This is a genomic window from Variovorax paradoxus, assembly GCF_022009635.1.
Lineage (GTDB): Bacteria > Pseudomonadota > Gammaproteobacteria > Burkholderiales > Burkholderiaceae_C > Variovorax.
In genome coordinates this window covers 7,788,636-7,799,803 of the sequence record NZ_CP091716.1, presented here as the reverse complement: position 1 = coordinate 7,799,803, position 11,168 = coordinate 7,788,636, and the positions used below count along the sequence as shown (strand labels likewise).

Sequence of the window (11,168 nt, the reverse complement as noted above, 5' to 3'; positions counted from 1 at the left end):
CTATTCCCGCGGCGCGGCTTCCTGGCGGGGCAGCTGCACCGGCACGGTCACCGAAAACACCGAGCCCTTGCCCAGCTCGCTCGCCACTTCGACATGGCCGCCCAGCAGCACCGCGAGCTGGCGGCTGAGCGACAGGCCCAGGCCGGTGCCGCGCAGGCGTTTCTGCACGGGGGAGTCGACCTGCGAGAAATCGTCGAACACCGCGGCGTGGTGTTCGGGCGCAATACCGATGCCGGTGTCCGAGACCGAGAACTTCAGGGAGTCTTCGCCCACGCGCATGGCCGTCACGCGGACCTCGCCCTGCGGCGTGAACTTGAGCGCGTTCGAGATGAAGTTGCGCAGGATCTGCGACAGCTTGCGGTCATCGGTGTAGAGCTTGGGCAGCCCTTCGGGCTCCTCGAAGATCAAGGCGGTGGCGGGGTTGTGCAGCACCGGGCGGAACATGCCGCGCAGCGCGGAGAAGAGATCGACCATCTCGAACCACGCCGGTGAAATATCGACACGGCCCGCTTCGATCTTGGCCAGGTCGAGCAGGTCGTCGACCATCTCGGCCAGTTCGGTTGCGGTGCCGTCGATGAAGCCGACCTGCTTTTCCTGTTCCTGCGTCAGCGGCCCGTCCACGCGGTCGCTGAGCAGGCGCGCAATGCTGCGGATCGCGCTGATCGGCGTGCGGAACTCGTGGCTCATGTAGGCCAGGAAGCGGCTCTTGAGCTCGGTCGCTTTCTTGAGCTGCTCGGCCTGCGCATCGAGCTCGGCGTACAGCGCCACCACGCCGCGGTTGGTCTCCTCGAGTTCCGCGCGCAACTCATCGACTTCGCGGCGGCTGGCTGCCAGCGCTGCTTGCGAGTCGTCACAGTCGGCCAGGCCGGTGCTGTTCATCGGTTATTCCTTTTGGCGGATCACCACGACGGTGGCGTCGTCGCGATGACGTGTATGGTCGCGCAAAAGAACCGCCGCCACCAGCTTCGGATCCTTTTGCAGCAGGGGACGGATGCGCTCGACGCTCCAGCGTGTCTCGATGCCGTCGCTGTGCAGGATCACCAGCGCATGCGCCGGCAGCGCCAGCGAGGCGGTCTCCGGCTTGCGGATCTGCATGCCGGCGGTGCCATGCTGGGTGATGAGCGATTTGTCGAACACGCCCGACAGCACCCGGCCCGCGATGTTGCCGGCGCCGGTGTAGCTGACGGTGGCGCTGTCGGTGTCGATGCGCAGCGCGCATACGGCCGCGCCCCGGGTGGTCTGCAGGTCGCGGTGCACCTTCTGCACCGTCTCGCGCAGATCGGCCTCGAAAGAGGTGGCGAAGGCCGCGATGGCGGCCCGCGAGGCCTTGGCGGCCTCGGGGCCATGACCCAGCCCGTCGGCGACCAGCAGCGTGGCCTGCTCGCCGTGGATTGCCGCCGCCCATCCGTCGCCGCAGACGGTTTCGTGCGGCGCGGGCAGGCAGATGGCGCCGATCTGCAGGGCGGCGCCGCGCCTTGCGACCCCCGCGGCAGAGCTTGCGGCGGGGCGCACGCGCGCCACGCTCACCGTGCCGTCCGGCATGCTGGAGTGGATGTCGAATTCGCTGGCAAGGCGGCGCACCGCGCCCAGGCCGGTGCCCGGCGTGCTGCCCGACGAATGGCCGTCCTGCATCGCGAGCGCGAGGTCCGCGATGCCGGGTCCTTCATCGATCGAGATGATCTCGACCTCGCCGGCTTCGCCTGCTTGCCGGTGGGCCGCGATCAGCAGCCGCCCGTTCCTCGCATGCCGGTGCAGGTTGGTGCCCAGCTCCGTCACCACGAGCGCCAGGCGGCCTGTTTCGACCTCGCTCCACCCCATGTCCGCCACCGCGAGCGCGGCATGGCGCCGCGCCTCGCCCACACGGCTGGCGTCGCTCATGGGAAAGGCCTTGTGGGTCCAGCCGGTGACTACTTCCACTTGGTGATGCTCACGCGGGTGCCCTGTCCCGACGCCGACACGATGTCGAAGTCGTTCACGAGCCGCTTGCTGCCCGGCAGGCCCAGGCCCATGCCGCTGCCGCTGGTCCAGCCGTCGGTGAGGGCGAGGGCCAGATCCGCGATGCCCGGGCCTTCGTCCTCGAAATGCAGCATCAGGCCGCGCCGCCCGTTGCGCTCCACGAACTCCCATCGCATGCGGCCGCCGCCGCCGTGGATCAGCGTGTTGCGCGAGAGTTCGCTGGCGGCCGTGATCATCTTGGTCTGGTCGACCAGCGAGAGCTTCAGGTCCTGGCACAGGGCGCGCACCATTTGCCGGCTCGCGACGATGTTCTGCTCGGTGAGCAGGGGCAATGTGCCTGATGGTTCAACGGCCAAGGACGTTCTCCTGGCGGGAACGCTGCAGGAGTTCCATGCCGCGCTCGACATTGAGCGCGGTCCTCACGCCTTCGAGCGACAGCCCGAGTTCGACCAGCGTGATCGCCACCGCCGGCTGCATGCCGACGACGACGGTCGTGGCCGACAGGATGCGTGCGATGCCCGAGATGCTGGTGAGCATGCGGCCGACGAAGGAATCGACGATCTCGAGCGCCGAGATGTCGATCATGACGCCCGAGGCGCCGGTTCTTGCGATCTGGTTGGACAGGTCGTCCTGCAGCGTCAGGGCGGTCTGGTCCTGCATGTCGACCTGGATGGTGACCAGCAGCGTGTCGCCCATCCGGAGAATTGGAATTCTGTCCATGGCCTGCCGCTCACTTGTCGCGCGATACGCGCCAGCCGGTCTGCTGCAGCGCGAGCGCCAGTGCATCGGCCAGCGTGGCCTTGGTGCGCACGCCCTGCAGGTCGATGCCCAGGTGCACGATGGTCTGCGCGATCTGCGGGCGCACGCCGCTGATGATGCAGTCCGCGCCCATGAGCCGGATGGCCGTGACGGTCTTCAGCAGATGCTGCGCCACCAGGGTGTCGACCGTGGGCACGCCGGTGATGTCGATGATGGCGAGCTCGGAGCCGGTGTCCACGATCTTCTGCAGCAAGGCCTCCATGACCATCTGCGTGCGGCTGCTGTCGAGCACGCCGATCATCGGCACCGCCAGCACGCCGTGCCACAGCTTGATGACGGGGGTGGAGAGCTCCAGCAATTCTTCCTGCTGCCGACGGATGATTTCCTCGCGCGCCAGCTGGTAGGTGCCCACCGTGTGTTGCGCGAGCTTGTCGACGGTGGTGGAGAGCGTCCACAGCGAGGCGGCCATCGCTTGCGGGTCGTCGGCAAGGCGGCGCTGCAGCGAGGCGAAGAGCGGTTTCTTGAGTGCGAGCACGAACAGGCTGGTGTCGGCCGCCGACTGGCCCTTGGCCGCGCGCGTCTTCGACAGATTGCCCAGCAACTCGCGCATCGGCGCCCATGCCGCGGTCTCGAAACGGGAGGGATCGCCGCCGGCTTCCAGCGCTTCGCGCAGGTGGCGCAGGATGTCGAGTGCCTCGGTCTGGGCCGTGCGCCGCGCACCGGTGTCGGTCACTCGGGCTTCGCTCAGCCAGCTCTCGACGATGTCTTTTTCTTCCTCCCGCACGGCGGCGAGCAGCGTTTCGAATTCTTGGCTCATGAGTTCCTCTTCGGGTGTTTTGGAGTCTTCCTGGTGAAACGCGTGGCTGCTCCGCCATGACGCATGCGCCGCACAGGTGCCGGCGCGAAGTCTCACCGCGGACGATCCTACCTTTGGGACCCCGCAAAAGCGCGTTGGCAGAACCGCCAAGTTGCGTCTTTTGACGTAGGCTGGCTCCTACGGCTGTGCTATGCGCGACTTTCGTGGCCGGGGTCATCTCCACAATTTCCCCTCAATTGCTCCCTAGTGTCGGCAGGTGCCTCATTCCGCCTGTATCCCGACCCGCCGCGCGAGACGGCGCAAGATCATCATCATCACCGCCGCAGTTCTGGGCGCAGCGCTTGCGGCCGGCTGTTCGCCGTCCCATGTCGCGCCGTCGGAGGACCTCGTTCGCGTCCAGGCCGCCGCAAAGCCCGAGCCCGTGTGCAGCGTCGAGCTGTATGGCGACTCGATCCTTCACGGCGGCTACCTGGGCGACCAGCGGCTCAGGGAGCCGCCGGCGGCGGCGCTGCGGCGCCTGCGTCCGCGCTACCGGGTCGTCGACCGCTCGGTGAACGGCGAGACGGCGAGCGCCCGTTCGGCTTCCTTCGCCAGCGAAGAGCGCTCCGGCCGCATCGTGGTCATCGAGCACGGGCTCAATGACGCGATGCAGGGGCTGCCCCTGGATCCGTCCCTGCGCACCATGGTCGCCAGTGCGAGGGCGGAGGGCCGCCACGTGGTGCTGACCGGCCTGTCGCGCACGCTGACCGGGGCGCAGGTTCGCGCGCAGGGCGACGCGGTCGTGCGGCGCGTGGCCAGGGAACTGGCGGTGCCCTTTGCCGACTGGGGTAGCGTGCCGGTGCAGCCCACGGAGATGGCGGACATCCTCCACCCCGCCCAGGCTTACTCGGGCCGGCTCGTCGAGCACCTGGTGAGGGTGCTGGACGCCGTCGCGCCCGAGTGTGTGTGACCTTCACCCCGCATGCACGTAGCCCACGCGCCGCGTGGGTGTCAGCGCGCCGAAGCTCGGCCATGCGAGCAGCACGCCCTGGCGTTCCAGCGTGGCCTGGAACTCGCGCAGCAATGCCTGCTGCGCGCGCACCGCGCGCGGCGGCTGCCTGCGCGCCAGGGCGAACGCGGCGAGGCTGCCGCAGGCCTCGCCGATGCTCCACTCGGTCGCATGCTCGCGATAGGCACCGTTGGTGACGCGTGTGGTGCCCAGGTTCTTGCAGGCCGGCAGCAGGTTGTCCACGCGCACCGGCAGCAGGGCGCCCAGCGGAATCTGGAACGGGAAGGAGTCGATGTCCACCGTGTTGCGTCCGCGCGTGCTCGGGTGCAGGTCGATGCGGTAGGCGCCGATGCCCACGCTGTCGAAGAAAGCTTGCGCGCCGTCCTTGCCGGGCCGCGCGGCGACACCGATGTGCTGCTCGCACACCGTGAACTCCGCCTCGATGCGGCGTCCCTCGCGGTAGTAGGCCTGCTTGGCCAGTCCGTCGCGGGTGCCCAGCACGTCGCCACGCAGGCGCAGGCCGCGGTAGCCACAGCCGCCGTCGTGGCGCGGCGCATCGGTCTGCATCCAGTAGAAGAATGCCAGGCTGAACTGCCGGGCCTCCTCCAGTGCTTCGGCCTGGGCCGCAGGCGCAACGCCGACGACAGGCTTTTCCCAGTAGTCCATCTGCGGCCAGTTGGCCAGCGTGATGTCGCTTGCATAGGCGCCGGCTTCGAAGTTCAGGCGCCACGCGATGCGCCGCGCATGCCACAGGTCATAGAGCGACTCGGCATCGGTGGGGCCCACGAACAGCGGTCGCTCGCGCGGCTGGTGCGTCACGAAGTCGCTGAGTGTCCAGCTGAACTGCGGACCGGGCCAGCAGTCCAGCTGCAGGGTCTTGAGCCGCTCGTAGGCCGCGGGCTTGTCGATCGTGTGGTCCTCGCCGGGCAGGTAGTCGGCGGCCAGGCACCAGGTGATGGCCTGCTGGTCGAAAGGGTCCGCCTCAGGCAGCGCATGCGGCTCGCCGGTGCGCGCTTGCGCCTCGGCACCGAACACGTGTTCCACGCCGGCCATCTCCAGCACGTCGCCGATCTCGGTGGCGTCGATGAACATCGGCGCCTGCAGCACGCGCTCCCGGTCGTTCGGCAGGTCGCGAACGCGCACCGCGCGCAACCGGTCGCCGTCGGCCTGCACATCCATCAGGCGGTGCTGCCGCAGCACCGTCACGCGGCCGGCGGCGACGTGCGGCGCCAGGAGGCCATCGATCACCTTCACGGCGACCCACGGCTCGTGGCACAGCGTGCTGACGTTGCCCTGGCCCGGGTTCAGGCGCAGGCTGCCGCGCGCGGCCTCGGTCAGCGGCATGTGCGTGCGGTAGTAGTCGCGAATGCCGTGGCGCAGCGCCGCGTAGCTCTGCGAGGCACTGAGGCTCTCGATCCACGGGTGCTCGTCGGGCGGCACGCCTTGAGAGGTGAGCTGGCCGCCGAGCCAGTCGAGTTCCTCGACCAGCACCACGCGCGCGCCTTGCCGCGCCGCGGCCAGCGTCGCCGAGACGCCGCCGAGGCCACCGCCGATCACGACGATGTCGGTCGCGATTTCGGTGCCGGGCGCGATGGCGGCGCTGATGTGCGCTTGTCCTGTCGTCATGCGGGCGCCCTCAGTCGGCCTTCAGGCCGAGCCGCCGGATCGCGTCACCGTAGCGCTTCGTCTCGGAGAGGATCAACTGGCCAAACTCCGCGGGGCTGCCGTGCGCGGGCTCCACGCCCAGGGCCTGCAGGCGCTCCTTGACGTCGGGCATGGCCAAGGCCGCGTTGACGTCCTTGTTCAGGCGCGCGACCACCTCGGGCGGCGTGCCGGCCGGCGCGAGGATGCCGAACCAGCCGGTCACCTCGAAGTTCGGCAGCGCGGTCTCGGCCACGGTCGGCACCTCGGGCATGGCGGGCGAACGGGCCTTGGTGGTCACTGCCAGCGCGCGCAGCTTGCCCGAGCGGATCAGGGGGAGCGCGCTCGACGGAATGTCGAAGCCCAGGTCGACCTCGTTGCCCATCAGTGCGGTCAATGCCGGGCCCGATCCCTTGTACGGAATCATCAGCATGTCGACCTTGGCTTCACTCTTGAGGAACTCGGCCGCCAGGCTGGTGGTGGTCGCGCCGCCGCCGCCCGCTGCGTAGTTGAGCTTGCCTGGCGCCTTGCGCGCGGCCGCCAGCACGTCGGCGAGGCTGCGATAGGGCGAGTTGGCGGGCGCCACCATCACGACCGGGGAGGCACCGACCTTGGCGACCGGCGCGAAGCTCTTGACCGTGTCGTAGCTCAGCTTCGGGTACAGCGCGGTGCTGCCCGGGAAGCCGCTGGTCACGAACAGCAGCGTGTAGCCGTCGGCGGGCGCGCCGGCCACGAAGCTGTTGGCAATGGTGCCCCCGGCACCGGGGCGGTTGTCCACGATGACGGGGTGCGCGAGCGAGGTCGCGAGCTTCTGCGCGACGAGCCGGGCCAGGATGTCTCCCGAGCCGCCGGGCGCGAAGCCGACCACCAGCGTGGTGGCCTTGGCGGGATAGGCCTGCGCATGGGCGGTGCCGGCGGTGGCCAGCAAAGCTGCGCCGGCGGCAAGTCCGAGAAGAAGGTGGCGAGCGATTTTTTTCATGGAAAGGTCTGCGTCAAGAGCTGGAATCGGCATGGGGGTGCAACGTGGCGCGCCAGTTGCGCGGCCTGCGGCAGGCCGAAGAAGTCGAGGTAGGCCGGCAGCTGGTGATCGAGCATCGGCCGACCGGGGTGCACGGGCAGGCCGCGCTGCGCCGCGTGGCGCAGCAGCGGCGTCTCGGCGGGTTGCATGATCACGTCGACCACCAGCGTGCCCGCGGGAAGCGCGGCGGGATCCAGCGGCAGCGGGTCGCCGGGCTTCATGCCCAGCGGCGTGGCGTTCACTGCGATATCGCAGTCGACCTCAGAGAGCGTGCGCAGCGACACCACCGTGCTGCCGGAGAAACGCGATTGCAGATGAGCGGCGAGTGCCTCGGCCTGGGCGGTGTGAACGTCGAACAGGCCCAGCCATGCGACGCCGGCCGACAGCAGCGCCGCCGCGACGGCCGAGCCGGCGCCGCCCGCGCCCACCAGCAGCACTTTGCGTCCGGCGGGTTCATGGCCGGCGGCGCGCAGGCCCGCGACAAAACCGATGCCGTCGAACAGGTCGCCGGCAATGGCGCCTTCCGCGCTGCGGCGAATCGCATTCACCGCGCCGACCAGGCGCGCCGGCTCACCCGGCTGCGCGACCAGCTCGAACAAGGTCTTCTTGTAGGGCACCGTGACCAGCAGGCCGCCGATGCTGCCGGAGTCCAGGAGGCCGCGGCAGGTGTCCAGCACGGAGGCGGGCTGCAGCTCCAGCGGCACCACGAGCGCATCGATGCCTGCGCGGCGGAACAGGGCGTTGAAAGCCAGGGGCGCCTTCACCTGGGCCACGGGATTGCCGACGACCGGAAAGAGCAGGGTGCGGCCGCTCACGGGCGGCGCCATGTCGGAGATATCGGGGATGGACTGGGGTGCTTGCATGGCCGGGGATGCTACGAATGCAGCCGCGATCCATCCAATACCAATGCGGCGCGTCTCGATAACATCGAGTTATTCCCTAGGGTTATCCCCGACACCATTGTTGTAGCCTCGGGCCATGAATCTGCGCCAGATCGAGGTCTTCCGGGCCGTCATGACCACGGGTTCCACCACCAACGCCGCGCGTCTGCTGCATGTGTCGCAGCCCGGCATCAGCCGGTTGCTGAGGCATTTCGAGCTGCAGCTCGGCGTCGCGCTGTTCGAGCGACGCAACGGCCGCCTCGTTGCGACGCCGGAAGCGCATACGCTGCATGCCGAGGTCGAGAAGGTCTACCTCGGCGTGCATCATTTGCAGGATGTGGCCGCCCACCTGCGCTTCGGCAACCACGCCACGCTGCGCGTGCTGGCCAGCGCCAACACCGGGCTGCGGCTGGTGCCCGGTGCCGCGGCGCGCCTGCTGGAGCGCTTTGCGCAGTCGAAGGTGTTCTTCGAAACGCTGCCCACGCGCGAGATCGTCAAGCTGCTGGTGGCGGAGGAGGCCGATGTGGCCATCACCAGCGCGGCGCTCGACCACCCCGCGCTCGATGTGCGCGAGATCGGTCGCTGGACGCTGCTGTGCGCTTTGCCCGAGGCGCACCCGCTCGCGGCGCGCCAGCCCTTCGACCTGGCCGCCGCGCTGCGTCAGCGGCTCGTTGTCTACAGTCCCGAGGCGCCGCAGACCCGGTTGATCGACCAGTGGCTGGAGCAGCACGGCATCGCGCGGCAGGTCGGCGTGGAGGTGCGCTCGGGCTATGCCGCTTGCGCGATGGCCGCCGCGGGCGCGGGCATCGCTTTCGTCGACGACCTGTCGGCGCGCGCCCATCGGCCGGAAGGGCTGGTTTTTGTCGAGGTGCCGGGGGCGCCGCAGTTTCCGATCTACAGCGCCAGCAATGTCAACCGGCCGCTGTCGCAGCTGGGGCTGAGATTCCTCGCGCTGGCACAGGAGGAACTCGGGGCGCTGCAGGCGGCCGCGTTGGGCTGAACCGGCGGCTCGCGCCCGGATGTTTTGCCGGGCTCACTTGCGCAGCTTCTGGATGAGGAAGGCTTCGAGCAATTCCACGGCCTTGCGTCCCGGCAGCGGCACCGAGGAGAGCCAGACCTCGGAGTCGGGCAGCGACGGCATGCCTTCCCTGGCGCCGAGGATCTTCAGCCGCTTCGAAATCGTCGCCTCGCGAAACACGCCCACGGCAATGCCCGCGCGCACGGCCGCTTCGAGGCCCGTCACGCTGGTGCTCGTGTAGGCGATGCGCCAGGGAATGCCCGCGCGGTCCAGCGCGCGCGTGGCCCAGTCGCGCAGCATCGCCCCTTCGGGGTTGAGCGCCAGGGGCAGGGGGCGCTGCAGGTGCGTGGCCGATCCGGCATTCGATGCCCAGACGATGCGCGATTTCGTCAGCCGCAGCCCTTCGCCCGAACCCACCGCCCCCACGCCGATCACCATGTCGTAGCGTGAGCCGAGTTCTGCATGCATCACCGCGGACACGCCGTGATGCAGCTCCACGTGGATGCGCGGGTGCTGGCGGCAGAATTCCGCGATGAGCACCGGCAGCACGCGGGTCGCGTAGTACTCGATGGAGCCGATGCGAATGCTGCCGGACACTTCCTGCGTGTCGACGTCCTGGAACAACTGGTCGTTCAATCCCAGCATCTGGCGCGCCAGCGGCAACAGCTGCATGCCTTCCGGCGTGGGCGCGAGCTGGCGGGTGCCGCGTGCCACCAGCTGCACGCCCAGCTGCTCCTCGAGTCGGCGCAGCTGCATGCTGACAGCCGACTGCGTGCGCGACAGCGCCTTGGCGGCGGTGGTGAAGCTGCCGATGCGAACCACCGTGTCGAACACGCGCAGCAGGTCGATGTCGACCGTGTGGCTGCGTGGCGCGGCATTGACGGGACGGGCGTTTCTCGCGGGCATGGGCGCCTTTCTTGTCATCAGGAAGTGTGATGAAAGGGATAAGAAATCATCACGTTCCGAGCTGAATTGTGGGCCAAGAATCGCTTCACGAGACAGCAACCGGAGACAAGACATGCAAGACCCGTGGGTTCCCCTTCCGCGCCGGCGGCGCCTGCTGCAGGGCGTGCTCGCCGCCGCGATCGCCCCGGCGCTCGCGATTCCGGCCCGTGCGGCCGCCCCCTGGCCGCAGAAGGCGGTGCGCCTGATCGTCGGCTTTCCGCCCGGCTCCTCGCCGGACGCGCTGGCCCGCACCCTGGCCGACCCGCTCGCGCAGGCGCTCGGGCAGCCGGTCATCGTCGAGAACAAGGTCGGCGCCGCCGGCACCATCGGCCTCAATGCCGTCGCGAGGGCCGCGGACGGCCACACCATCGGCCTCACCGGCAACGGCCCGCTGACCACCGCCAAGGCGCTCAATCCCGCGACCCCCTATGACGCGGCGCGCGATCTGCGTCCCATCTCGCTGGTGGCCAGCAGCCCCTTCGTGCTGGCCGGCAGCATGGACATGCCCGCCGCGGACCTGCGCGGGCTGCTGGCCTACGCCAGGGACAAGGGAGACCGCCTGAGCTACGTTTCGGTCGGGCCCGGCTCGGGTTCGCACCTGGCCATGGAGTTGCTGAAGACGCTGACCGGCATCCAGGCCGTGCACGTGCCTTTTCCGGGCTTTCCTCAGGTGCTGACGGCGCTGATGGGCAAGCAGATCGACCTGTCGCTCATGATCCCTTCGGTCGCCGCGCCGCAGGCCAGGAGCGGCCGGCTGCGCCTGTATGGCGTGAGCAGCGCCACGCCGTTCGCGGCCTTCGCGGACCTTCCGACGATCCAGTCGGCGCTTGGCAAGGCGCAGGCCTTCGACGTCGCCTCGTGGAACGCGATCGTCGCTCCCGCCGCCATGCCGGCGCCGCTGGCGCAGCGGCTGTCGGACGAGATCGGCCGGATCCTGAAGGCGCCCGAAGTTCGCCAGCGCCTGTTCGATCAGGGCTGGCAGGCGCTGGGCACCGCGCCCGAGGCGCTGGCCCGCAGGATCGCCCAAGACACGGCGATGTGGGGCGACGTGATCCGGCGCACCGGCGCCCGCGGCGAGTAGCCGGCAGCAGCACCGCGCCCGCGGCATCGGCCAACGGCGCATCCGTAGTCATCTCTTCTTCGAA

12 protein-coding genes are annotated in these 11,168 nt (G+C 69.3%); 3 read left to right on the top strand and 9 right to left on the bottom strand.

Annotated elements, in window-relative coordinates:
* Genes L3V85_RS36395 through L3V85_RS36375 form a run of 5 tightly spaced genes read right to left on the bottom strand, consistent with a single transcriptional unit; the run spans position 1 to position 3,532 of the window.
* Positions 1–879, bottom strand: a complete 879-nt coding sequence (locus L3V85_RS36395) for a sensor histidine kinase (protein ID WP_237677387.1) — start codon at positions 877–879, stop codon at positions 1–3.
* A gap of 3 nt (positions 880–882) precedes the next feature.
* Entirely contained in the window at positions 883–1,917 is a 1,035-nt protein-coding gene (locus L3V85_RS36390; RefSeq protein ID WP_237677386.1) for an ATP-binding SpoIIE family protein phosphatase, read from the bottom strand.
* The gene (locus L3V85_RS36385) at positions 1,908–2,312 is read right to left on the bottom strand and encodes an anti-sigma regulatory factor (RefSeq protein WP_237677385.1); all 405 of its coding nucleotides are present in this window, start codon (positions 2,310–2,312) and stop codon (positions 1,908–1,910) included. The genes L3V85_RS36390 and L3V85_RS36385 overlap by 10 nt, the downstream gene beginning before the upstream one ends.
* The gene (locus L3V85_RS36380) at positions 2,302–2,676 is read right to left on the bottom strand and encodes an STAS domain-containing protein (RefSeq protein ID WP_237677384.1); all 375 of its coding nucleotides are present in this window, start codon (positions 2,674–2,676) and stop codon (positions 2,302–2,304) included. Before L3V85_RS36380 ends, L3V85_RS36385 begins: the two co-directional genes overlap by 11 nt.
* A gap of 10 nt (positions 2,677–2,686) precedes the next feature.
* Positions 2,687–3,532 carry an STAS domain-containing protein gene (locus L3V85_RS36375; RefSeq protein WP_237677383.1) on the bottom strand — a complete coding sequence of 282 codons (846 nt, stop codon included), beginning with the start codon at positions 3,530–3,532 and terminating at the stop codon, positions 2,687–2,689.
* 256 nt (positions 3,533–3,788) lie between these two features.
* Between L3V85_RS36375 and L3V85_RS36370 the strand changes: the two genes are divergently transcribed.
* The gene (locus L3V85_RS36370; protein WP_237677382.1) at positions 3,789–4,481 is read left to right on the top strand and encodes an SGNH/GDSL hydrolase family protein; all 693 of its coding nucleotides are present in this window, start codon (positions 3,789–3,791) and stop codon (positions 4,479–4,481) included.
* A gap of 3 nt (positions 4,482–4,484) precedes the next feature.
* Here L3V85_RS36370 and L3V85_RS36365 read toward each other — a convergent pair whose 3' ends face one another.
* The 3 genes from L3V85_RS36365 to L3V85_RS36355 are packed head-to-tail and all read right to left on the bottom strand — an operon-like array spanning position 4,485 to position 8,042.
* Positions 4,485–6,146: an FAD-dependent oxidoreductase gene (locus tag L3V85_RS36365; RefSeq protein WP_237677381.1), complete on the bottom strand. Its 1,662-nt coding sequence runs from the start codon at positions 6,144–6,146 to the stop codon at positions 4,485–4,487.
* A gap of 10 nt (positions 6,147–6,156) precedes the next feature.
* The gene (locus tag L3V85_RS36360; RefSeq protein ID WP_237677380.1) at positions 6,157–7,140 is read right to left on the bottom strand and encodes a tripartite tricarboxylate transporter substrate binding protein; all 984 of its coding nucleotides are present in this window, start codon (positions 7,138–7,140) and stop codon (positions 6,157–6,159) included.
* Positions 7,137–8,042: a shikimate dehydrogenase family protein gene (locus L3V85_RS36355; RefSeq protein WP_237677379.1), complete on the bottom strand. Its 906-nt coding sequence runs from the start codon at positions 8,040–8,042 to the stop codon at positions 7,137–7,139. The genes L3V85_RS36360 and L3V85_RS36355 overlap by 4 nt, the downstream gene beginning before the upstream one ends.
* 115 nt (positions 8,043–8,157) lie before the next feature.
* Here L3V85_RS36355 and L3V85_RS36350 point away from each other — a divergent pair, with 115 nt between their 5' ends.
* The gene (locus L3V85_RS36350; RefSeq protein WP_237677378.1) at positions 8,158–9,060 is read left to right on the top strand and encodes a LysR family transcriptional regulator; all 903 of its coding nucleotides are present in this window, start codon (positions 8,158–8,160) and stop codon (positions 9,058–9,060) included.
* A 33-nt stretch (positions 9,061–9,093) separates the two neighbouring features.
* Here the strand turns inward: L3V85_RS36350 and L3V85_RS36345 are convergent, their stop codons facing one another.
* Positions 9,094–9,984: a LysR substrate-binding domain-containing protein gene (locus L3V85_RS36345; RefSeq protein WP_237677377.1), complete on the bottom strand. Its 891-nt coding sequence runs from the start codon at positions 9,982–9,984 to the stop codon at positions 9,094–9,096.
* A gap of 112 nt (positions 9,985–10,096) precedes the next feature.
* On the opposite strand from L3V85_RS36345, the gene L3V85_RS36340 reads away from it, so the two are divergent.
* Positions 10,097–11,104 carry a Bug family tripartite tricarboxylate transporter substrate binding protein gene (locus L3V85_RS36340; protein WP_237677376.1) on the top strand — a complete coding sequence of 336 codons (1,008 nt, stop codon included), beginning with the start codon at positions 10,097–10,099 and terminating at the stop codon, positions 11,102–11,104.
* Positions 11,105–11,168 lie beyond the last annotated feature (64 nt).